Origin of the sequence: Simplicispira sp. (genome assembly GCF_028687295.1) — a bacterium.
Classification (GTDB): domain Bacteria; phylum Pseudomonadota; class Gammaproteobacteria; order Burkholderiales; family Burkholderiaceae_C; genus Simplicispira; species Simplicispira metamorpha.
On sequence record NZ_JAQUAL010000038.1, the window covers coordinates 1 to 22,933 of the forward strand.

At 57.7% G+C, this 22,933-nt stretch carries 22 protein-coding genes and 1 rRNA gene; 22 read left to right on the plus strand and 1 reads right to left on the minus strand.

Annotated features, from left to right (window positions below; translation table 11 throughout):
* The 12 genes from rrf to PHX69_RS06380 form a co-directional block, all read left to right on the plus strand.
* Nucleotides 1-93 (plus strand): 5S ribosomal RNA (gene rrf / locus PHX69_RS06325); the annotation flags it as partial.
* A 130-nt stretch (nt 94-223) separates the two neighbouring features.
* Entirely contained in the window at nt 224-2,209 is a 1,986-nt protein-coding gene (locus PHX69_RS06330; protein ID WP_288042928.1) for an SDR family oxidoreductase, read from the plus strand.
* A 77-nt stretch (nt 2,210-2,286) separates the two neighbouring features.
* Nucleotides 2,287-3,357: a dTDP-glucose 4,6-dehydratase gene (rfbB, locus tag PHX69_RS06335; RefSeq protein WP_288042895.1), complete on the plus strand. Its 1,071-nt coding sequence runs from the start codon at nt 2,287-2,289 to the stop codon at nt 3,355-3,357.
* Nucleotides 3,354-4,244 (plus strand): dTDP-4-dehydrorhamnose reductase, encoded by an 891-nt coding sequence (gene rfbD, locus PHX69_RS06340; RefSeq protein ID WP_288042897.1) that lies wholly within the window; start codon nt 3,354-3,356, stop codon nt 4,242-4,244. Before rfbB ends, rfbD begins: the two co-directional genes overlap by 4 nt.
* A 75-nt stretch (nt 4,245-4,319) precedes the next feature.
* Entirely contained in the window at nt 4,320-5,207 is an 888-nt protein-coding gene (gene rfbA, locus PHX69_RS06345; protein ID WP_288042898.1) for a glucose-1-phosphate thymidylyltransferase RfbA, read from the plus strand.
* 7 nt (nt 5,208-5,214) lie between these two features.
* The gene (gene rfbC / locus PHX69_RS06350) at nt 5,215-5,760 is read left to right on the plus strand and encodes a dTDP-4-dehydrorhamnose 3,5-epimerase (RefSeq protein ID WP_288042899.1); all 546 of its coding nucleotides are present in this window, start codon (nt 5,215-5,217) and stop codon (nt 5,758-5,760) included.
* A 10-nt stretch (nt 5,761-5,770) separates the two neighbouring features.
* Nucleotides 5,771-6,904, plus strand: a complete 1,134-nt coding sequence (locus PHX69_RS06355; RefSeq protein WP_288042900.1) for a DegT/DnrJ/EryC1/StrS family aminotransferase — start codon at nt 5,771-5,773, stop codon at nt 6,902-6,904.
* Nucleotides 6,901-7,866 carry a glycosyltransferase family 2 protein gene (locus PHX69_RS06360; RefSeq protein WP_288042901.1) on the plus strand — a complete coding sequence of 322 codons (966 nt, stop codon included), beginning with the start codon at nt 6,901-6,903 and terminating at the stop codon, nt 7,864-7,866. The genes PHX69_RS06355 and PHX69_RS06360 overlap by 4 nt, the downstream gene beginning before the upstream one ends.
* Entirely contained in the window at nt 7,863-8,825 is a 963-nt protein-coding gene (locus PHX69_RS06365; protein WP_288042902.1) for a WxcM-like domain-containing protein, read from the plus strand. The genes PHX69_RS06360 and PHX69_RS06365 overlap by 4 nt, the downstream gene beginning before the upstream one ends.
* Before the next feature lies 1 nt (nt 8,826).
* On the plus strand, nt 8,827-9,201 hold the full coding sequence (locus tag PHX69_RS06370; protein WP_288042903.1) for a GtrA family protein: 375 nt from the start codon (nt 8,827-8,829) through the stop codon (nt 9,199-9,201).
* A complete protein-coding gene (locus PHX69_RS06375) occupies nt 9,191-10,603 on the plus strand; it encodes a hypothetical protein (protein WP_288042905.1) in 1,413 nt (470 codons plus the stop codon). The genes PHX69_RS06370 and PHX69_RS06375 overlap by 11 nt, the downstream gene beginning before the upstream one ends.
* A 14-nt stretch (nt 10,604-10,617) precedes the next feature.
* Nucleotides 10,618-12,480 (plus strand): hypothetical protein, encoded by a 1,863-nt coding sequence (locus PHX69_RS06380; RefSeq protein WP_288042906.1) that lies wholly within the window; start codon nt 10,618-10,620, stop codon nt 12,478-12,480.
* A gap of 12 nt (nt 12,481-12,492) precedes the next feature.
* Here PHX69_RS06380 and PHX69_RS06385 read toward each other — a convergent pair whose 3' ends face one another.
* Nucleotides 12,493-14,433: a hypothetical protein gene (locus PHX69_RS06385; protein ID WP_288042908.1), complete on the minus strand. Its 1,941-nt coding sequence runs from the start codon at nt 14,431-14,433 to the stop codon at nt 12,493-12,495.
* 258 nt (nt 14,434-14,691) lie between these two features.
* On the opposite strand from PHX69_RS06385, the gene gspE reads away from it, so the two are divergent.
* The 10 genes from gspE to PHX69_RS06435 form a co-directional block, all read left to right on the plus strand.
* Nucleotides 14,692-16,422, plus strand: coding sequence for a type II secretion system ATPase GspE (gene gspE, locus PHX69_RS06390; RefSeq protein WP_288042910.1), 1,731 nt, complete (start codon nt 14,692-14,694; stop codon nt 16,420-16,422).
* The gene (locus tag PHX69_RS06395) at nt 16,415-17,665 is read left to right on the plus strand and encodes a type II secretion system F family protein (protein WP_288042912.1); all 1,251 of its coding nucleotides are present in this window, start codon (nt 16,415-16,417) and stop codon (nt 17,663-17,665) included. Before gspE ends, PHX69_RS06395 begins: the two co-directional genes overlap by 8 nt.
* Nucleotides 17,666-17,693: 28 nt before the next feature.
* Nucleotides 17,694-18,149, plus strand: coding sequence for a type II secretion system major pseudopilin GspG (gene gspG, locus PHX69_RS06400; protein ID WP_288042914.1), 456 nt, complete (start codon nt 17,694-17,696; stop codon nt 18,147-18,149).
* Between the two features lie 26 nt (nt 18,150-18,175).
* On the plus strand, nt 18,176-18,625 hold the full coding sequence (locus PHX69_RS06405; protein WP_288042916.1) for a type II secretion system protein: 450 nt from the start codon (nt 18,176-18,178) through the stop codon (nt 18,623-18,625).
* A complete protein-coding gene (locus PHX69_RS06410; RefSeq protein ID WP_288042918.1) occupies nt 18,622-19,038 on the plus strand; it encodes a type IV pilus modification PilV family protein in 417 nt (138 codons plus the stop codon). The genes PHX69_RS06405 and PHX69_RS06410 overlap by 4 nt, the downstream gene beginning before the upstream one ends.
* The gene (locus tag PHX69_RS06415; RefSeq protein ID WP_288042920.1) at nt 19,035-19,697 is read left to right on the plus strand and encodes a prepilin-type N-terminal cleavage/methylation domain-containing protein; all 663 of its coding nucleotides are present in this window, start codon (nt 19,035-19,037) and stop codon (nt 19,695-19,697) included. Before PHX69_RS06410 ends, PHX69_RS06415 begins: the two co-directional genes overlap by 4 nt.
* Nucleotides 19,694-20,554, plus strand: coding sequence for a type II secretion system protein GspK (locus PHX69_RS06420; RefSeq protein WP_288042922.1), 861 nt, complete (start codon nt 19,694-19,696; stop codon nt 20,552-20,554). Before PHX69_RS06415 ends, PHX69_RS06420 begins: the two co-directional genes overlap by 4 nt.
* Before the next feature lie 9 nt (nt 20,555-20,563).
* Nucleotides 20,564-21,874: a PilN domain-containing protein gene (locus PHX69_RS06425; protein WP_288042924.1), complete on the plus strand. Its 1,311-nt coding sequence runs from the start codon at nt 20,564-20,566 to the stop codon at nt 21,872-21,874.
* Nucleotides 21,871-22,419, plus strand: a complete 549-nt coding sequence (gspM, locus tag PHX69_RS06430) for a type II secretion system protein GspM (protein ID WP_119012714.1) — start codon at nt 21,871-21,873, stop codon at nt 22,417-22,419. Before PHX69_RS06425 ends, gspM begins: the two co-directional genes overlap by 4 nt.
* A partial coding sequence (locus PHX69_RS06435; protein WP_288042926.1) for a type II secretion system protein N occupies nt 22,416-22,933 on the plus strand: 518 nt, incomplete at its 3' end. The genes gspM and PHX69_RS06435, both read left to right, overlap by 4 nt.

Below are 22,933 nucleotides of genomic sequence, written 5' to 3' on the forward strand. Positions count from 1 at the left end.
GGTACCACTCCTTCCCATCCCGAACAGGACAGTGAAACGACTTCGCGCCGATGATAGTGCGGGTTCCCGTGTGAAAGTAGGTCATCGTCAGGCACCAATAGCCTCCAAACCCCCCCGTAACCTCACATACAGGTCACGGGGGGGTTCGGTTTTGGGGGGGGCTGTATGTGAACATCCCTCTGCGACGTTGCAAAATACCCCTCTGTCTCATAGAGGAGTCTGTATGCAGTATTTCGTGACAGGAGCGACCGGGTTTATTGGCAAACGATTGGTCAAGAAGCTCCTAGAGCGCAAAGGGGCTGTGGTGCATTTCCTCATTCGCCAGGAAAGTGCTGAGAAGGTTCCTGCCCTGCGCCGCTACTGGAAAGCCAGTGCAGCGCGCACCGTTCCTGTGTATGGTGATATCACTGACGTAGGGTGTGGTGTGTCAGTCGCTGACATTGCCAAACTCAAAGATCGCATAAACCATGTCTACCATTTGGCGGCTGTCTATGATTTGACCGCTGATGAGAGCAGTCAGGTGCGTGTCAACGTGGAGGGAACCCGCCACGCAGTGCAGCTTGCCCAACTGATTGGGGCCGGGCATTTTCACCAAATATCCTCTATTGCTACCGCAGGTTTGTACGAAGGGGTGTTTCGGGAAGACATGTTCGATGAAGCGCAAAACCTGGAGCATCCTTACTTCCAGACCAAGCATGACAGCGAAAAGATTGTCCGCCGCGAATGCCCGTTGCCCTGGAGTGTCTATCGACCCGCTATGGTGGTGGGTGACAGCACCACCGGAGAAATGGACAAGATCGATGGCCCCTACTATTTCTTCAAGCTGATTCAGCGCATGCGCCAATGGCTACCGCCATGGATGCCCGCTGTAGGACTGGAGGGGGGCCGGGTCAACATCGTTCCGGTAGATTTTGTTGTCGATGCGCTCAGTGCGATCAGCCACCAGCCGGGTATTCATGGCAAATGTTTCCACCTGGTTGATCCTGTGGGCTACCGCGTGGGCGATGTCCTCGATATCTTCAGCCGCGCCGCCCATGCGCCGCGCATGAATCTGTTTATCAATGCCGCTCTGCTGGGATTCATCCCCCAAAGTGTGCAGAAAACCCTGCTGGCGTTGGCACCCGTTCGCCGTGTGCGTGATGCCATCCTGAAAGATCTCGGCTTGCCCGATGGCATGCTGATGTTCATTAATTACCCCACGCGCTTTGATTGCCGCGAAACCCTGGCCGCTTTGCAAGGTACAGGTGTGCAATGCCCCCAACTGAAAGATTACGCCTGGCGTTTATGGGACTACTGGGAGCGCCATCTCGACCCCGATTTGTTCATTGACCACACGCTCAAGGGCACAGTGGCGGGTAAGGTGGTTCTGATCACGGGGGGGAGTTCTGGAATTGGCCTGGCCAGCGCGCACAGGTTTGCCGAAGCCGGTGCCACCACCCTCATTTGCGGGCGCGACCAAGAAAAACTTGACCTGGCTTGTGCGCAGGCGCAGGCCAGGGGGTATGTTTTTGTGGCCTATGCTGTGGACATCGCCGATCCCGCAGATTGCACGCGCTTTGTGCAGCAGGTGCTGGCCGAGCACGGCAGTGTGGACTTTCTGATCAACAACGCGGGGCGTTCCATTCGCCGGGCGATTGAGTCCAGTTATGACCGTTTCCATGACTACGAGCGCACCATGCAGCTCAATTACTTTGGTGCTCTGCGCGTCACCACCGGGTTGCTGCCAGCCATGGTGGGCAAAGGCAAAGGCCATGTGGTCAATATCAGCTCCATTGGTGTGCTGACCAATGCGCCGCGTTTTTCAGCCTACGTTGCCAGCAAAGCTGCACTGGATGCCTGGACTTGCTGCGCTGCCAGCGAGTTTGCCGACCAGGGTGTCACGTTCACCACCATCAATATGCCGCTGGTGCGCACGCCCATGATTGCCCCTACCCCGATCTACAACAACGTGCCCACGCTGAGTCCGCAAGAGGCCGCGGACATGGTGGTGCAAGCCTGCATTTTCAAGCCAGCGCGCATTGCTACCCGCCTGGGCATCGTCGGTCAGGTGCTACATGCTTTGCTGCCGCGCGTGGCGCAGATCGGCATGAACACCAGCTTTCGGATGTTTTCCGAAACTGCCCCCGCCAAAGAGGCTAAAGAGGCCAAGCCCCCACTGTCTGCCGAGGCAGTGGCGTTGCAGCAAATGATGCGCGGCATCCATTTCTAACGGCCACTGAAGCCACCGAGGTGAGAATGGGATAATCCCGGGCTTTTGCCATCCGGCAGTTTTCAAAGCTTCATCCCATGATTTTTGTTACCGGCGGCGCTGGCTTCATCGGCGCCAATTTTGTGCTCGACTGGCTAGCGCATTCTGATGAACCCGTGGTCAACCTCGACAAGTTGACCTATGCCGGTAACCTGCAAAATCTGGCGGCCCTGCAAGGCGATGCGCGCCATATTTTTGTGCAGGGCGACATTGCTGACACCGCCCTGGTCGAGCGCTTGCTGGCTGAGCATCAGCCGCGCGCCGTCATCAACTTTGCGGCCGAGTCCCACGTGGATCGCTCCATCCACGGGCCAGACGATTTCATCCAGACCAACGTGGTTGGAACTTTCAAGCTTTTAGAGGCTGTAAGGCACTACTGGCAAGCGCTTCCAGCTATCAAAAAAGAAGCGTTCCGGTTGTTGCATGTCAGCACCGATGAGGTCTATGGCACGCTGGCCGCCGATGCACCTGCCTTCACCGAAGACCATGTGTACGAGCCCAACAGCCCGTATTCGGCCAGCAAGGCCGCCAGTGATCACCTGGTGCGCGCCTGGCACCACACCTACGGCCTGCCGGTGCTGACCACCAATTGCAGCAACAACTACGGCCCCTACCATTTTCCGGAAAAACTCATCCCGCTGATGATCGTCAATGCGCTGGCGGGCAAGCCTTTGCCGGTGTATGGCGACGGTATGCAGATCCGCGACTGGCTCTACGTCAAAGACCATTGCAGCGCCATCCGCCGCGTGCTGGACGCAGGCCACCTGGGCCAGACCTACAACATCGGTGGCTGGAACGAGAAGCCGAACATCGACATCGTTCACACCGTCTGCCGTCTGTTGGATGAACTGCGCCCGCGCGCCGATGGCCAAAGCTACGCCGTCCAAATCACCCATGTCAAAGACCGCCCTGGTCATGACCGCCGCTACGCCATTGACGCGCGCAAGATCGAGCGTGAACTGGGCTGGCGTCCGGTAGAGACTTTTGACACCGGCATCCGCAAAACCGTGCAGTGGTACCTGGAAAACGCCGACTGGGTGGCCAACGTGCAAACCGGCGCTTACCGCGATTGGGTGCAAACCCAATACGCCGAGCAGGCAGGCACATGAATATCCTGCTTTTGGGCAAAGGCGGCCAGGTCGGCTGGGAGTTGCAGCGCAGCCTGTCGGTGCTGGGCCACGTCACCGCGCTGGACCACGACAGCACCGGGCACTGCGGCGACTTTGCCAACCCCGCCGGTATTGCTGACACCGTGCGCGCCCTGCGGCCCGACATCATCGTCAATGCGGCCGCCCACACCGCCGTCGATAAGGCCGAGAGCGAGCCTGACTTGGCCCGGCTGCTCAATGCCACCACCCCTGGCGTGCTGGCTGAGGAAGCCGCGCGTTTGGGGGCCTGGCTCATCCACTACAGCACCGATTACGTCTTTGACGGCAGCGGCAGTCGCCCCTGGGTGGAAACCGATGTGCCCGCACCGCTCAGCGTGTATGGCCGTACCAAGCTGGAGGGCGAGCAACTGATCCAGCAATCGGGCGCCCAGCACCTGATTTTGCGCACCAGCTGGGTCTATGCCGCACGCGGCGGCAATTTCGCCAAAACCATGCTGCGCCTGGCGCAAGAACGCGAACGCCTCACGGTCATCGACGACCAGTGGGGCGCGCCCACCGGCGCCGACCTGCTCGCTGATGTGACAGCGCACGCCATCCGCCACCTGCAGCAGCGCCCCCAGGATGCGGGTCTGTACCACCTGGTCGCTGGCGGCGAAACCAACTGGAATTTGTATGCAAAATACGTTCTAGACCAGGCCCAGAAAGCGCAGCCAGCTATCAAAATAGTAGCTAATGAAGTGGCGCCTGTGCCCACCAGCGCTTTTCCCACGCCTGCGGTGCGTCCGCACAACTCGCGCCTGAACACCAGCAAGCTGCAAACCACTTTTGGCCTGACCTTGCCGCACTGGCAGCAGGGCGTGGCGCGCATGCTGTACGAGATTTTGTGATCTTGCATAAAACAGGCGCTAGCCCTTACTGGGTAAGCGCTTGCAGCTATCAATTTTGAATAATTTGGACGCTCTATGACCGCACAACGCAAAGGCATCATCCTGGCTGGGGGCTCGGGCACCCGGTTGCACCCGGCCACGCTGGCCATCAGCAAGCAATTGCTGCCGGTGTACGACAAACCGATGATTTATTACCCCCTCAGCACGTTGATGCTGGCGGGCATCCGCGACATCCTCATCATCAGCACGCCGCAGGACACGCCGCGCTTTGAGCAGCTGCTGGGCGACGGCAGCCAGTGGGGCATACGCCTGCAATACGCCGTGCAGCCCAGCCCCGATGGCCTGGCGCAGGCGTTCATCATTGGCGAGGAGTTTCTGGCAGGCAGCCCCAGCGCGCTGGTGCTGGGCGACAACATCTTCTATGGCCACGACTTCCAGGACTTGCTGGCCAGCGCCATGCAGCGCCGCGAAGGCGCCAGCGTCTTTGCCTACCATGTGCACGACCCTGAGCGCTACGGCGTGGCCGAGTTCGATGCAGCGGGCAAAGTGCTGTCGCTGGAAGAAAAGCCCTGCACGCCCAAGTCCAGCTACGCCGTCACCGGGCTGTATTTTTATGACGCCCAAGTGGTCGAGCTGGCCAAAAACCTCCAGCCATCGGCGCGCGGCGAGCTGGAAATCACCGACCTGAACCGCCTGTACCTGGAACAAGGCCAGCTCAACGTTGAAATCATGGGCCGGGGCTACGCCTGGCTGGACACCGGAACCCATGAGAGCCTGCTTGAAGCCGGCCAGTTCATCGCCACGCTGGAAAACCGCCAGGGCCTGAAAATTGCCTGCCCCGAAGAAATCGCCTGGCGCCACCAGTGGATTGACGCCGCGCAACTGGAGCGCTTGGCGCAGCCGCTGCTGAAAAACGGTTACGGCCAGTACCTCGTGCGCGTTCTGCAAGAAAAGATTTATTGAGTTGCCCATGCAAGCTACCCGCCTCGCCATCCCGGACGTTGTGCTCATCGAACCCAAAGTGTTTGGCGATGCGCGCGGATTTTTTTACGAGAGCTTCAATCAGCGCGCTTTCAACGAAACCACCGGCACCGATCACCAGTTTGTGCAAGACAACCACAGCCGCTCCAGCCAGGGCGTGTTGCGTGGCCTGCATTACCAAATCCAGCAAGCACAAGGCAAGCTGGTGCGCGTGGTGCAGGGCGCTGTATTTGACGTGGCCGTGGACATCCGCAAAAGCTCGCCCACGTTTGGCCAATGGGTGGGCGCCGAACTGAGCGCCGACAACCACCGCCAGCTCTGGGTGCCGCCGGGTTTTGCGCACGGCTTTGTGGTGCTCAGCGACACCGCCGAGTTTCTGTACAAAACCACCGATTACTACGCTCCCCAGCATGAGCGCTGCATTGCCTGGAACGATCCCGCCCTGGCGATTGACTGGCAGTTTGCGGGTGAGCCGCGCTTGTCGGCCAAGGATGCTGTGGGTGTGGCGTTTGCGGTTGCAGAGATGTTCCCATGACACGGTTGATATGTCTGACAAGGCCACCGCCATGACTGCGCTAATTCCTCTCTTTTCGGCCGCCGCAGTGAATGCGGATCCGCACATTGCCAAGGCCATCCATCGTGTGCTAGATCGACATTGGTATGTGTTGGGCGAAGAGGTTGCGGGCTTTGAGGCTGAATTTGCACACTACATTGGCACACGCCATTGCATTTCTGTCGCAAATGGTACGGATGCGCTGCAACTCGCACTGCGCGCTTTGGGTGTGAAGTCTGGGGATTGCGTTGTTACGGCAGCCAATGCGGGTTTCTATGCCAGCACGGCCATCCATGCGATTGGGGCCATTCCTGTGTACGTAGATGTGGAAGAGGCTACCCTCACTTTATGTCCTGTGGCGCTGGAACAGGTACTGTCCAGCCACTCACCCGCAGCTGTTATCGTCACTCATCTTTACGGGCAGATGGCAGATATATCACGGATCGCCGCGCTGTGTCAGCTTGTCGGCGTAGCTGTGGTTGAAGATTGTGCGCAGGCCCATGGTGCGCAAATAATTGTCAATGGCGTCGGCCGCAAGGCTGGAAGTTGGGGCGATGTAGCAGCTTTCAGCTTCTATCCCACGAAGAATCTTGGTGCGTTGGGGGATGGCGGCGCAGTCGTTACCTCCAGTGATGTGCTGGAAGGTCGTATGCGTGCATTGCGCCAATATGGCTGGGCAGGAAAGTACCAAGTTGAAGTGCCTGGCGGCTGCAACAGCCGCCTTGACGAAATCCAGGCCGCTATATTGCGCGTGAAACTGCCACACCTGGATGAGAACAATGTCCTGCGGCGCCGTATCGCTGAGCGTTACAACGCTGCGTTTGACTCCTTACCGTTGGACTGTCCGCCCTGCGTGGGTGAAGACTGCGTAGCTCACCTTTACGTTGTTCGCACACCGTACCGTGATGCGCTGCGGATCCATTTGAAGGCTCTGGGTATCGCCAGCGACATCCACTACCCGATTCCGGATCATTGGCAAAAAGGCTACCCTTGCACGCAGCAGACGTATCCCCTCGCAGTCACGGAGGTCGCCTCTTCTTCCGTGCTGTCGCTGCCGTGCTACCCGGGCTTGCCCGACGAGGCTGTTGACCGGGTCATTGCCGCAGTTGTTTCTTTCTTTGTATGAAACCGATGTTGAGCCTCGTTATTCCCGTTTATCGCAACGAGGAGTCACTGCCCGATCTGTTGGATGCCGTACAGAGTATGAGCGACCAACTGGGAGGCGCGATGGAGGTCGTGTTCGTTGTTGACGGTAGTCCTGACCGTTGCTACGAAATTCTCAGTGTGCGTTTGCCCGGCTGCGCCTTCCGCTCCCAACTGGTGTTATTAGCGCGAAACTTCGGAGCCTTCCCCGCTATACGAGCAGGGTTGGAGGTCGGCCAAGGCGACTACTTCGCCGTTATGGCTGCTGATTTGCAGGAGCCGCCCGAATTGGTGCTGCAAATGAATTCGATCTTACAGGCTGATGAGGCTGACGTCGTGGTTGGGGTGCGTACTGCGCGTATGGAGCCGTGGCATACAAGGCTATCGTCACAGGTCTTTTGGGCGATGTATCGCCGTTATGTCGTACCTGAGATGCCGCCGGGTGGTGTGGATATGTTCGGCTGCAATCGCATCTTCCGTGACGCACTGCTCAAGCTTGAGGAGCGTCATAGTTCGCTGGTTGCGCAAATATTTTGGCTTGGTTTTCGGCGTAAGCAGGTGTCGTACGTGCGGCAAGCTCGCCAGCATGGTCAATCTGCCTGGACGCTACGCAAAAAGATCAATTACCTCATGGACAGCGTGTTCGCGTTTTCTGATCTGCCCATTCGCTTACTGATACGGGGCGGAGCGCTTGGTATCTTCGGGTCGCTACTGGTCGGTCTAATGGTTGTCATTGCACGTCTGTCTGGTGCGATCCAGGTGCCTGGATATTCGATGATCGTAGTAATGATCGTGTTCTTTGGCGCGTTGAACTTGCTTAGTCTTGGCATTGTCGGCTCTTATGCTTGGCGCGCCTATGAAAACACTAAGGCCAGACCTCTCACGGTAAGTCTGCACGTACAGTCGTTCAGTGGATCGGCTAACCTAAGTGAGGAAACCGTATGACAGCCACTTCTGCCACTCCATTTATACACACGCATGCTCTGTGTGAAAGCGCGCACGTTGGCGCTGGTTCGCGCATCTGGGCTTTTGCCCATGTGTTGCCGCATGCGCGCATCGGCACAGACTGCAATATCTGTGATCACGTTTTTATCGAGAACGATGTAGTTATAGGCGATCGCGTCACCGTCAAATGCGGTGTGCAATTGTGGGACGGGATACGTATTGAGGACGACGTTTTCATTGGCCCTAATGCCACCTTTAGCAACGACATATTCCCACGCAGCAAGCGATATCCACAGACCTTTGCTGTAACCACAGTACAGCGCGGTGCATCCATCGGTGCCAATGCTACCTTGTTGCCCGGGGTTACCGTCGGGGCACGGGCGATGGTTGGCGCAGGTGCCGTGGTCACACGCTCCGTGCCGCCCAATGCTGTGGTGGTAGGGAACCCAGCCCGGATCGTAGGTTACGCCGATGCGCGCCATGGCCAGATACCTGCTGCTACCGCCGCTAGTGCTTCTGCCGGAGCAGTGCATACCACCGCTGTGACAGGAGTCACTTTGCACGAGCTGCGCGAGGTGCTGGATATGCGTGGAAACCTGTCAGTAGGAGAGTTCGGTAAGCAGATACCTTTCCAGGTCTCACGCTATTTCCTCGTCTATGACGTTCCCAGCCGAGAAATACGTGGTGAGCACGCTCACCGTCAATGTGCGCAATTTCTCATCGCTGCCAAAGGTAGTGTCCATGTGGTCGCTGACGATGGCCGTTGCCGTCAAGAATTTGTGCTGGATAAGCCATCGTTTGGGTTACTGTTACCACCTATGACTTGGGGTATTCAGTATCGATATTCACCTGATGCCGTGCTGTTAGTATTTGCTTCAGAGTGTTATGAACCGAGTGATTACATTCGAGATTATGATGAATTTCTGAACTTGGTGAAAGATGCCACCGCTATCGAATGAGATGTTGGTTGCAACATTGCGCCAAATTACTCGATTCCTCGTTTCAGGTGGTTGCAATACCTTGCTGACTTGGGGTGTGTATGCCACATTGTTGCATGTGCTGCCTTACCGTATCAGCTATACGCTGGCTTATGGAGTCGGTATTGCCTTGGCGTATGTGCTATCGAGGTATTACGTCTTCAGGCGAAGTGGTAGTAATATGGGTTTTTTATGGGTTATTGGCATCTACGTCTGCCAGTACCTTATCGGTTTGCTATTCATCAGCGTTTGGGTGCAGATTTTAAAGGCGCCTGCCGTTTGGGCGCCTTTATTTTCTACGGCACTCTCCCTGCCCATGATCTATTTATTGAGTGCGCGGGTATTTCGTGAAAGATGAATCGACGATTGCGCACGTAATAATAGAAAGATGCTACCTGAGAAGTGGGGTAATATTTCTTTTTTGCCTGAGCTGCTATTTTGGCGTGTGGAAGTTCGTTGGGTTCATTCCTTTTGGGGTGGGGGACGGCGTTGGATTTGATGGTTCCATTTATTTGGATTACATTCTCAGGCTGTCCCGTGGCGAGAGCGTTCAGGGTGATCCCTATCGCCTTATTCGTATTGTCGGATTTACGCCTGCTGTTTTCTATGCCGCAATATTTAGCGTTGAAGACGCAAGTAGTATTGTGCGTTTTCAAGCGACTTTTAATGCGGTGACCTTATCTGCTGTCGTGACGATCTTGTCAGATCTTTTGATTAGGTTGACAGAAAAACCACGCATGGCTTTGTTGGTCGTGAGTTCTATGTTCTTCAGTTGGGCGTGGCTGGTTATGCCAGTGTATTACCCCTTGTTGTCAGATCACGCTGCGCTGGCGATATCAACTGCGAGTCTATGGGCATGGGCTGTCGGTCGTCGGATACTGCTAGGCAGTATTCTTTTTATATCCGCTTGGATAATGCCTGGATTATTCATAGTTCCATTAGTGCTTCTGTGTCTTCCGTTCAGAAAATACCAAGTCGAATTTCAGTGGCGTTGGATTTTATGGCTTGCCTTGATTGTTTTTGCTGTCTTTTGTCTCTGGCCTATTGTAAATTTAACGAATCGACAGATACTGAATCATCCTATAGGTATGCCAAGAGGGTGGCCAGAAATGAAAGGGGTGTCGCTGATATTTTTATGCGCAGAGATATTGTGTGTGATTGTTTTTTGGGTTCGAATTATTGGCGAGAAAAATCGCATGTATTTGTCTGACTGGAAATCAATCTTGATCGGAATGCTAACTTTATTTGGTTCTGCTATTTTTATTTGGTCTTTTTTTGATTGGAGAGAAGGGTTTGTTGGGCCGCCATTGGTGGAGTATTTGTATCTCCAGAGCGTATCGGCACCAGGAAAGCCTGCAATTGCTCATTTTACTTACTATGGGCCTTTGTTTTTTGTTGCTTTCATTGCTGGCATACGCTCAAAAATTTCTCTGAAAGACTCTCGTTCCTATCCTGTTTTTGTTTTAATTGCAATATGCTTTCCAATTCTTTTTATTGGTTCAGAAAGTAGGCAATGGTTATATTTTTTGCCGCCGATGGCAGTTTTTGTTGCGCTGAATGGAATTTCTCTTAAAGTGGCTACTCTTGGAGTAGTGTTTGCTGTATTTTCTCATGTGGTTTATATTTTTGTTCGCGAATCAAATTTCTATTTTTCTCGACAAGGGCCTTGGATGAGCATTGAAGATTACTTCTTTGGGTTATTATTTCTCTTGTCATTCTTTGTTATTTATCTGTTGATAAATAAATCAAAGAGAGCTTAAATGAAATCGAGTCTATGAATAATTTCGCAAAAAAATTAATTATATTAATATTAATTCTCACTCCTTTGGTGAGTCTTGCTCTTGGTGCATTGGCTTGGTTGCGGTATGGCATAGATATGCCATGGTTTGATGATTGGCGGGGGTATACTGAAGGTAATATACACTCGCTTGGTTTAAATTATCTTTTTCGCCCCGTTAACGATACATTGGTTCCAATAGGTTTCGCATTGGATGCGCTGGCTCAACGCTATTTGAATGGTAATAGTATTGCCTACCAATTGCTTTCTATGATGGTGGTTTTGGGGGGGATATTGGTTTTGCAGTGGCGATTGCTTCTGTTTACGCTTGGCAGCAAAATTTCGGCAGCCAGTTGTTTTATTTTTACATTGCTCATGCTGCAACCCGGCTCTTATTGGGGGTTGGAGAACATGGCATACCATCAAGCGTTGCCGTTGTTATTCATTTTGAGTGCGATATTGATCATGCTTGGTGGTGAAGAAAAAAAAGCATGGCATGGATTGATTGTTTTTGGTTTTGGTCTTCTCGCTGCTTTTAGTTATATATCTGGTGCTTTTGGTGTTTTTTCTGTTGCTTTTGTGATCTTTGTGTTGGGAAAGTATTTTTTTTCAGGTGAATATCTCCGGCGCTTGATGTTTAATGCGGCATGGTTTCTTTTGGCTGGTGCTATTGGTATGGTGATCCAGGTGTGGTTTGCTGTATTAAGCAAGCGCGGCCAAAATGTCGGTATCCCATTGGCATACCCTTATGAAGCGGATTTTTGGTTTTTTTATCTTGGAAAGATGGCGCGCTCTTTGTTGCTTTCTCAGAGCGGGGGTGTCATTTCTTTGATTGCCGTTATTTTTGTATGTATTCTTGCGATTTTCATTGCATTTCTTGCGCTTAAATATGTTCTGGCGAAACAGGATAACTTTCGAAGCAGACAAGTTGTGATGGTTTACGTTGCATTGTTGTCGGCAATTTTCATATATATGTCATTGATTGCCGCAGGGCGAACTAATTTCCGATTGCCGGGAATGGTTGCGCCATTGGAAATTTTTGCACATGGATTTACGCGGTTTCATTTCTTCTGGGCTACTATACTTTGGCCATGGTTAGTGGCTGTGATTATTGTATTGATGCGTGAAAAGAAATGGATTTGGCGTTTTAAAATTCAGTGGATCGGTGTTGTACTGATTGCTGTTTTTATATTTTTGATGTGCAAAGGAGGGGCGTTTTCACATATGAATAGCCATAAGGAAATCGCTGCTTCTCGCAATTCGGCTACTTTGTGTTTACATGAGGCTTTACAGCGAGGAGGGGAAATTCGTTGCCCTGGATTGCTGCCACCTCAATTTTCAGACATGGCACCTGATGCAATGCCTGCTTATGTCTATGCTTGGAAGAGTGGGGCTTCTTTTGTACGAAATTTTCCTGTTCTTTCAGATGTTGAAGGTTTGAGTGGGTCGCCATTGATGCGTCGGTTTGGTGTTGACTTGGGTGAATTGAAGCTAAATGATTTGGTTGTGGTGAGTCCTGGGTTTTTTCGAGTGGTTGGAAGTAATCCGGAAATTCACTTTGATTTGAGTGAAAAACAAGCTTTCGGAAAGTGCTTGATATTAGATTTTTCTATTGATATGATTTTTCGTGCAGACTCCGGCGATGGTATTAATATTTCCTACATTCCGATGAATAAGAATTCATTTTCTGAAAAAAATGTAGCCAGTCAAAAAATTTTTATTAATAAAAATGGGCGCCAGATATTTAATTTGCGCTTGGAGAGTGGTGTTGGATTTCGAGGTGAATTTAAAATCAATCCGGATCTTCGCCAGAAAGATTTTGAGATTCGTGAAGTCCGTGCAAATTGTCGGATCGGTTGACTGGATTTAGCGTTATTGTTGATGTGCTTTCATGATTTGGTGCATCGATTCATATAGGGCATCTGATCCGAAATTTTTATTTTCCGTGTCAAATGAAAATATATTGTGTTTCCGTTCAATAAGTTGGCCATTCCAGCGCGGTTCCATGAAGAATGAGATGAATTCAGCGCCTTGGTTTTTATGGCGAGAAAGTATGTTTATCATGCTTGATGTGTCAATTGCCTTGAGTGGGTGAAATTCTGTGATCCCATAGTTTCGGTGTGTTTTTTGTAAAAGCCATTGTGAAAAGTATTCCCCATATGTTGAGTCGCCATAAAGACTGACGCCAATGCGTATATTTTTTGTGGGTTTCAATGATTTTTCGATGGCAAATTTTTGTGCATCCCATCCAGGGTTGGTAAACGGAATGATCTGGTGCGTGTAATGCGGTGTACCCGCCAGGCACGACTGTTTCACCACACCCTGGAAAAACTGTAAATAGTCCACCACCTGCTGCCCCCGAAAGCTGTGCCACAGCGGTGCCAGCGGGTTGTAGTAGTAGGACGATTGTTCGGTCGGCCAGTCGATGTGGGCTTGCAGGGCCGTATCTGGTGGTGCGCTGGCGGGCAGGGCTTGTTGCGCCTGCGGTGCAGGAGGACGTTGTCGGCCGTCCATGATGGTAATGTGGCGTGTGCCCAGGGCTTGCAGGCGCCCAGTGCGGGCTTCCAGAAATACGTCGATGCGGTGCAGCCCCACGGGCAGCCGCTTGAAATCCATGTCCAGCCGCCAACCGGTGTTGGCGTCACCCAGCTCCGGTTTGGCTTGCAGCACGTCCTGCCGGCCCTTGTTCACGGGCGTTTTGCCAATGAACGTGCCGTTGCGGTACACATGCACCCACGCCGGTGGCGCGCCCGCCGGGCGGGGCGCAAAGGCCCAGCCTGCAATGGGCAGGCTGCCGTGGGCGAACGAGTCGATGTGCTCGGTGTAGCGCTGCAGTGGCTCGGTGCGGATGTCGCGCGATGGCGGCTGCACCTCGGCAAACGTGGCGTAGTTGGCGCCCAGTCTGCGGTTCAGGCGATCAATGTGTTGGAATTCCTGGCGCAAAAACTGCTGAAATCCCGCCACCGATGCCGGGCTGTAATCCGTCACGCGGTAGCTGCCGCCAAAGCCCATGCCGCTTTCAAAGTCGGGAAACAGGTGGTGCAGCTCGCCCAGCAGGGTCACGCCACGGATTTTGGCGATGTCCTGGGCTGGCAGGCGGCACATCTCTGTGAGCAGCGCTTGCGTGGCCTGCACGCGGTAGGCGCTCAAGGGTGTGTCGGTGCGGGCTAGTGTCCAGTTATACAGAGGCGCGCCGTAGTACTGGCTGGTGGGCATAGGGCCGTCGCGGGTCTGCGCCAGGTTGGCGGGGTCGGTGGCCAGGGCTTTTTCCAGGGGGGCGTCGGTCGCAAAGTGCGTGGAGAATAGATACAGAATCAGCGGGCGCTGGGTATCGCGCACGGTGCGTGCCAGGCGCTGGATGCGTTCGGTGTCCAGCGCCCAGCCTTGCTCGGTGGCACGAAAGAGTTGCAGCAGCGGCACCGCCAGCGTGTAGCCCAGCGGATAGGGCCCCTGCGCCCGCTCAGGCGGTTGTAGTGCCGACAGCGTAGATTCGACCAGCGCTGCCGCCGAGCCATTCGGGCCGGTGCAGGTCTCGGCCAACGTGCGGGCACCATCTTGTGTGCGGGCTGTCGCAGCGTTGCCCACGCCCGCGCTGGGGGTGGCAGTCGGGGTGGCAATGCAGGTATCGAAGGTGCCGAACATGGGCGCCAGCAGCATGGGCCCGGTGTGCTTTGGGGGCGTGTTGTGGTGCTTTGCCAGCAGTGCCAGTCCACCCGCGCCAGCGGCCAGCGCTGCGCAGGCGGCCACAGCGGTGGCAATGGTGGTGGGCGTGTGGCGGGCGGGGCGCCGGGTCATGGCAAGGGGATGGTTCACGTAAATTACAGGTAAAAGTTGCTTCTATCCCTTGTGGGGTAAGCGCAAGTAGCTATTAAAAATATAGTAATTTGGGCGCTGGAATGGTCGGTGCGCTGTGCTGTCAGGGGGGCTGATCGGGCCGTCACAGCGCAGTGGAGTGCGCGGCCCGCAGCATACCCACCTGGAACGCTGGCGGGCACACCCCGGCTACACTCACTGCCATTGCCCGCAGGCCCTGGCCGCCGTGCGGTGCCTATCTGCATTGCCCCATCTTCCATGACAACCAACACACTTTCGCTCACCACCGCGCCGCTGGGCGACGCCAGCGCGCCGCGCCCGCGCATTGGCGATTTGCTGGTGCAGGCTGGCAAACTCAGCGCACGCGACCTGGAACGCGCACTGTCTGCACAGCAGGAAATGGGCAGCATGCTGGGGCGTGTGCTGGTGCGCTTGGGGCTGGTGTCCGATGCCGATGTGGCCCAGGCCCTGTCGGCACAGCTGGGCATTGCCCTGGTGCCCGCCGATGGTTTTCCCGACCTCATGCCCGAAGTGGAAGGCCTGCTGCCCGAGTTTCTGCACGCCAATGCCGTCTATCCGCTGCGCCTGCAAGATGGTCAGCTCGATGTGGCCATGGCGGTGCCGCAGGATGCGTTTGTGGTCAAAGCCCTGCACCTGGCCACCGGCTATGCCATCCGGCCGCATCTGGCGCTGGAGAGTGACATTGAAAAAGCCTTGGCTGAGCCAGTAGAGGAGGCCCCCGAAGACAGCGATGACGGCTTTGGCGACGGCGCCGATGGCGGTGATTTTGTCGAGCACTTGAAAGATTTGGCCAGCGAGGCACCCGTTATCCGCCTGGTCAACACCATCATTGGTCGGGTGATTGACCTGCGTGCCTCTGACATCCACCTTGAACCCTTCGATGACGGCCTGCACGTGCGCTACCGCGTCGATGGTGTGATCCACCCCGGAGAATTGGTGCCACCGCGCCTGTCGGCAGCGGTCAATTCGCGCGTCAAGTTGCTGGCACACCTGGACATTGCCGAGCGGCGCCTGCCACAGGACGGGCGCATCAAAACCCGCGTCAAGGGGCGGGAGCTGGATTTGCGCGTCTCTACCGTGCCCACGGTGCATGGTGAAAGTGTGGTCATGCGCGTGCTTGACCGGGCCAGCGTGCGCCTCGAGCTCGAAAAAATGGGTTTTGAAAAAGACACGCTGGCACGCTTCAATGCCCTGCTGGCGCGTCCGCACGGCATTTTGCTGGTGACCGGCCCCACGGGCTCGGGCAAGACCACCACGCTTTACGCTGCGCTGGCCAAGATTGACGCCACGGCGCAAAAAATCATCACCGTCGAAGACCCGGTGGAATACCAGCTCGAAGGCATCAACCAGATTCAGGTGCATGCGCAAATCAACCTGACCTTTGCCAACGCGCTGCGCTCCATCCTGCGCCAGGATCCGGACATCATCATGATCGGTGAAATGCGCGATGGCGAGACGGCGCAAATCGCCGTGCAGTCCGCGCTGACCGGGCACCTGGTGCTATCGACTTTGCACACCAACACCGCTGCGGGCGCCGTGATCCGCATGCAGGACATGGGCGTGGAGCGCTACCTCATCACTTCGGCGGTGAACGGCGTGCTGGCCCAGCGTTTGGTACGCACCCTGTGCGGCCACTGCAAAGAGGCCTATGAGCCCGGTGCCGCCGTGCGCCAGAGCACCGGCCTGTCGCGCTTTTGTCCCACAGATCAACTGGTGTACCGCGCCGTGGGCTGCGAGCACTGCCGCCAGTCGGGCTACCGGGGCCGCACTGGCATCCATGAGCTGCTGGCGCTGGACGAGCCCATGCGCCGCGCCATCATCGAGGGGCGCGATGCCAACACCCTCAACGCCATCGCGGCGCAGGCCGGCATGCTCAGCTTGCACGAAGATGGCCTGCGCAAAGTGGCCGCTGGCGTCACCACGCTCGATGAGTTGGCCCGCGTGACCCAGGACCAGTCCGATGCCTGAGTTTGTCTGGCGTGCCGCCACCGCTACAGGCAAGGTGGAAGAAGGCCGGCTCACAGCGGCCAGTGCGGGGGCGGTGCTCAAGCAGCTGCGTGAACAGGGCCTGACGCCGTTGGGCATTGACGACGCTGCCACGGCTGCGGCAAGTGCTGTGGCCAGTGCGGGGGCGGCGGGCACTTTTGCGCAGCCCAAGGTGCGCCAAGCCAAGGGGCCGGTGACGGCACCCGACGTATTGGCCATCACGTCGGAGCTGGCCATCATGCTGCGCGCCGGGCTGGCGCTGGACAACGCGTTGCGCGTGCTCATCGACATGAGCCACAAGCCCAGTGTGGCGGAGCTGATGCAGGGCATTCTGGATGCCGTCAAGGGCGGCACGCCCCTGAGCCGGGCGCTGGCGCAGCACCGGGAGCTGTTTGGCGACTTCTATATCAACATGGTGCGCTCGGGCGAGGCCAGCGGGCAGATGTCTGCCGTGCTCGATCGCCTGGTTGAGCACATGGAGCGCCAGCGCACCCTGCGCGACAGTGTGATTTCGGCCACCATCTACCCGGCCATCCTGTTGGGAGTGGCTGTGCTCTCGCTCATCGCCATGCTGGGCTTTGTGGTGCCGCAGTTTGAAAAGCTGTTCACCGATATGGGCGACGCGCTGCCCATGCCCACGCGCCTGGTAATGGGGCTGGGACAGGCGTTTACCAGCTATGGTTTGTTCATCGGGGCTGCGCTCATCGGTGTGGGCATGTTGCTGGCGCGCTGGTTCAAGTCACCTGCCGGGCGCCAGTGGTGGCAATCGTTGGTATTGCGCCTGCCGCTGATGGGGCCGTTGGCGCTCAAGTACCAGCTCACGCTGTTTTCTCGCTCTTTGGGGACGCTGCTGGGCAATGGCGTCCCCATGCTGACAGCGCTGCACATTGCCACTGAAACCGTGGGCAATACCGTGTTACAGCAGGCGTTGGCGCGGGTCTCGCCCATCGTCAAGGAAGGTGGGCGGGTGGTGCAGGCGCTGTCTGCCACAGGCATTTTTGAGCCGCTGGCCATCAACCTCATCCGCGTGGGTGAAGAAACCGGCCGCATCGGCCCGATGATGCTGGAACTGGCGAATATATTGAACCGAGAAGTGGAAACCGGCATCAAACGCCTTCTGACGTTGGTGGAGCCCGTGCTCATTCTGGTGTTGGGCGTCTTGATTGCCGCCATCATTGTGTCCATCCTGCTCGGGATACTGTCCATCAATGACCTCGCCGTATAATTTTTGTTTGCCCAAGGAACCCTCTCCCATGGTGAGTTTTCGTGCCTGCCGCGCCTCTGGCGCATTGCCCCGTCGCCAGTCTGCACGGGGCTTTACGCTCATCGAATTGCTGGTGGTGCTGGCCATCTTGACGCTGCTTGCTGGGCTGGTCGGCCCGCGCGTACTGAACCAACTGGGTGGCGCCAAATCCAAAACTGCCAGCGTGCAGATTGCCGATCTGGACAAATCGCTGGAGCTGTTCAAGCTGGACGTGGGCCGCTATCCCACCACAGAAGAGGGGCTGGAAGCACTCGTCAAACGTCCCGGTAGCGTGAACGGCTGGACCGGCCCTTACCTCAAAGGTGGCGTGCCATCAGACCCTTGGGGCAAGCCCTACAAGTACGCCAACCCCGGCCCCAACGGCGGTATCGAAATCCTCTCCCTCGGTGCGGATAGTGCTGCGGGCGGCGATGGCGAAAACGCCGATATACGCAACACCCCCTGATCTCCCCGGACTGCGGTATTGCCACCATGCGGCGTGCGCGCGGCTTTACGCTGGTCGAGCTGTTGGTGGTGTTTGCCATTTTTGCGCTGTTGATCGGGTTGGTGCCGGTGGCTTTTGAACGCATGCGCGAATCCGCTCAGTACCGTGACGTGCTGCGCGGCATGCTGGCCGATATGCGCTCGGCGCGCCAGCGGGCGCTGGTTGGGCGCACCGACATCGCCTTCACCGTCAACCTCGATCAACGCCGTTACCACACTGACGGCCAGCCCGTGCGCGATATTCCCGAACCGCTGCAAGTGCGCGCCACGGTGGCGGGCAGCGAACTGAGCAGCCAGGGTGCAGCTTCCATCCGTTTTTTGCCCGATGGCGGTGCCACTGGCGGCAGTGTGGAAATTCTGCGGCCCTCCGGCGCCGGTACCCGTCTGCGGGTGGATTGGCTGTCTGGCCATGTAACCCAGGAAGCGCTGCTGCCATGAGGATTGGCCATCCGTTTGGGCACCAGCGTGGCCTGTCACTGCTGGAGCTGCTGGTGGCCTTTGCCATCATGGCGATTGCTTTGGGCATGCTGTACAAAGCCACGGGGAGCAGCGCCCGCCAGGTCGGAGAAATTCAGAGTTACCAGCGTGCGGTGCTGCTGGCCGAGTCTTTGCTGGCCGCTCGCGATGCCGTACCCGCCGAGGGTTGGAACGAGTCTGGCCAATCGGCAGGTTTTACCTGGGCGGTGCGCAGCCAGCCTTATGCCACACCTGTCAGCCAGAGCAACCCAGGCGCGCCTTTGCTGCACGCCTTGCACATGGTGGTGGGCTGGAGCGAAGGTGCTTTGGAGCGCCGCGTCGAACTGCACACCCTGCGCCCTCAACGTGCGCCAGTGGCTGGAGGGACGCCATGAGCGCACATCCATCCACCCACCAGACCGGCTTTACCCTGGTGGAGCTGTTGGTCACTATGGCGTTGCTGTCCATGTTGATGCTCGGGATGGCATCTGCCTTGCGTACCATGGCGCAGACGGAAGAACGCGTGGATGCCCGCCTGGCCCGTGCCGACGAGTTGCGCGTGGCCACTGGTTTTTTGCACACCGTGCTGGGCCGCGTGTCGGCCAGAAGAATCGCTGTAGTGCCCAAGGAAGGCGCCAGCCCGTACTTGTTTGCGGGCGCTGCCGATGCCGTGGCCTGGGTGGGAATCATGCCAGCCCGCCAAGGCGCCGGGGGGCGCACGTTTTTCCGGTTGGCGCTGGAGCCACTACAGGACGGGCCTGCGCTGGTGATTCGCTTCATGCCGTGGACGGACAGGGCCGACTTTCCCGACTGGAGCCAGGCCGATAGCCGGATTTTGGTCAGAGACGCAGTGTCTTTGGCGCTGTCTTACGAAGACGCGCGCCAGAGTGCACCCGCTTGGGTGCCCGTCTGGACGCGTACCGACAGCTTGCCCGAGCGCGTGCGCATTGATCTGCAAACCAGCGCCGGGCCCTGGCCCCTGTGGGTACTGCCCATGCGCAGCCTGCCCGCCAGTGAGCGCGGTAGTGGTCGTTTTTCTGCGGGGCCGGAATGAAGTGGCCGTGTTTTGTCGGATCCGGCCCGCAGCGCGGCATTGCACTGATTGCGGTGCTGTGGATTGTGTCGGCCCTGTCGGTCATCGTTACTGGCGTAGTGCATTCGGTGCGCAGCGAAGTGCGCCTGGTCAGTGTGGCGCGCCAAAGCACCGAGGCGGCCGCTCTGGGCGAGGCCGCCATCATGCTGGTGTTGCAAGACATGGCAGCGAGCGGTAACCGCCCAGCACACCTCACCAAGGTGGAAGTGAGTTACCAGGGCCAGCCTATGGTCGTCGAAGTCATGCCCATGACCGGGCTGATCGACATCAACCGCGCCCCTGTGGCCTTGTTGGCCAGCCTCTACGGCGTGGCCGGTGGCATAGATGCCAAGAGCGCCCAGACGCTGGCCGAGGCCACTGTGCAGGTGCGCAGCGAGCGCGACGCGCGTGGCAGGGAGGTGGGTTTTGAGGCCGAGCAAGACCTGCTGCGCGTGCCAGGGGTTGGGTATGACCTCTATGCTAGACTTTCGCGCCTTGTCACTGCGCAGGCCCAAGGCAGTGGCCGGGTTAATCCCCAAGCGGCCCCCGAAGGGGTTCTGCGCGTTCTGGCTGGGGGCGATGCTGTACGCGCCACCGCCCTGGCAGCAGCACGCGATAAAAACCCCGCCGATCTCGATAGCACCGTCCTCAACGGCGAATTTCTGGACAACGCATCTTCCCCGCGATACCGCTTGCAAGCCCGCGTGGCGCTGGCGGACAGCGGCCAGGTGGTGGTGGAGCACAGCGTTGATCTGCGGCCCGATTTCCGCCTGGGTTTGCCTTGGCGTATTTTTCATGCAGAACACTGGATGCAAGCCCCGCCCGCCAAGGGTGTCTGAACCTAGAACATGTCTCCAACAACACCTTCTTCGCGCTTTTTTGGGCTGGACTTGCGCGCACTGTGGCTTGAGCTGCGCCGTCCCTGGCAAGACATGCACCAGTGGCCCGCACTGGCTTGGCTGACCCCCGATGCCCCTGTGCGTGTGCTGCACGCCGACGGCAGCGACGCGGTGTGGCTGGGACAGCGCCCAGCTCCGGCAGACAAGGCCCCCGCTGCGCGTTTTGAAGCCATTGAACTGCCCGACGACAAGCTGCTGCGTCGGCGCATGGCGGTTCCCGTGATGGCCACCGCGCAAGTGGCACAGGCCGTGGCGCTGGATGTGCAAAGCGCCAGCCCGTTTGCACCGGCAGATCTCGTTTGGGGTTACAGCGCCCAGTCTTTGGTGCAGGGTGGATTGCAGGTGGATGCGGTGTTTGCCTCGCGCAAGCAAATTGCGCAATGGATAGAGACACAACAACACCGCCTCAGTGCTGCTGCCAGCGATACCGCGCCGGAAGTCTGGGCCTTTGCCCCCACGGGCCAGCCCATCGTGCTGTCGGGTTGGGGCGAGGCGCACCGTGCGCACTACGGCGCCCAGCGCCGCCGCATGGGTTACGCTTTGCTGCTCAGCGCTGGCGCCATCGTGGCCGCGTTGGCGATTACACCCACGGCACAGTTGCGTTTGCGTGCCATTGAAGCCGTTAACGCCTACACCGAAGCCCATCACCGCACTGCGCCCCTGATGGCACAGCGTGAAGTGCTGGTGCGCAGCATTGAGCGCATGGAAGGCGTGCGCGCCCTGTTGCTGGAGCGCGCCGACACCATCGCCCTGCTGGAGCTACTGACCCAAACCCTGCCCGACGATACCTCGCTGCAATCGATCCAGGTGCAGGGTATGAAAGTCACTATCAACGGGCTGACCACCAATGCGGCGGCGCTCATGCAGTTGCTGGGCACCACGGCGGGCCTCAAAGAGGTGCGCGCCCCGTCGGCCGCTACGCGCAGCCCTGGCGCCACAGCGGAGAGTTTTTTGATTGAGTTTCAGCTGGATCCTGCTGTGCTGTCTGCTGCGGGCCCTGTGCCGGTGCCGCAGGCTACCGCACCCGAGTCAGGCAGTGGTTCCGCTCCTGAAGTGCCCCCCGCTGCCGAGCCACCCGTGCCTGAACCCGGTGCATCTGTGCCTGCCGCAACACCGGCGTCTGTACCGGCCACGCCTGGCCCGGCTGCGTCCCCGGCCAAACTGTCCCCGGCAGCAACCACAGGCACTGGTGCTCCAGCACGAAAAAGCCCGTTCTCGTCTGGCCCTGAGCCCGTCACACCTGCCAAGGCAGCGCCATGAAACAGTACCTCCGTCGAGAAACCGCTGCACTGGCCATTACCTTGGCCGCACTGGCACTGCCCCTGGCGGGCGTCACCGTTTATGTGTACCAAAAGCACCAGTGGGCGCAAAACCGCCTCAGCGAGCTGGAGCCGCGTTACGCCCGTCTGCTGGGCATGGAGGCGGGCAGCGAGCGCTTGGCGCAGGCCCGTGAGCGCGCCCAGGCCCAACTGGCCCAGTACATCTACCCGCAAGACCAGGACGCCAACCAGACTGGCAATGACGTACAGCAGCGCGTGCGCAGTATTTTGACCAGCGCTGGTCTTTCGATTGCCAGCAGCCAGGTGCTGCCGCCGAAAGAAGAAAAAGGCTTTGAGCGCATTCCCCTGTCGGTGCGTGCCGAGGGTGAAATGCTGGCGCTGCAAACTGCCCTGGCCGGACTGGCCGAGCAAAAGCCAGCCATCCTGATCGACACCATGGTGGTGCAAGGCTACGGAGCGCCCGTCAAAGGCGTGCAGACCCTGGCGGTGCAGTTTGGCTTTTCGGTGCTGAGGGTGCAGCCATGAAGCGCAATGCACTGACTTTGCTGGTGGCGCTCAATGTAGTGCTGGTGTTGGTGCTGGCTGCACTATGGTTGCATCGCGATGGCAGCGTGCGCAACGTGCGCTGGCAGGCACCAAAGCCCATCACCAGCGATTACCTACAGATGCTGCCCGTATTGCCCGAACGCACCCGGGTAGACACTGCACGCTTTATGTCTTGGTTGGAGCGTCCGCTGTTTTCGCTCACGCGGCGCCCGCCGCCGCCACCACCACCGCCTCCTCCTCCCACACTACCGGCGCCTGTCGATACCCTGGCCGATGCCAGGCTGCTGGGCGTGGCAGAGAACGGACAAACGGGCGCTGTCATTTTGCACATCGGTGGCAAGAGCCGCCGCGTTCGACTCAATGAGATGGTGGACGGTGGCTGGGTGCTGCGCACCGTGCAGGCACGCAGCGCCACCTTTGACAATGCGGGCCAGACCCGCACCTTGCAATTGGTGCGCGCCGCTGTCAGTACCTATACCGGGGCAGTGATACC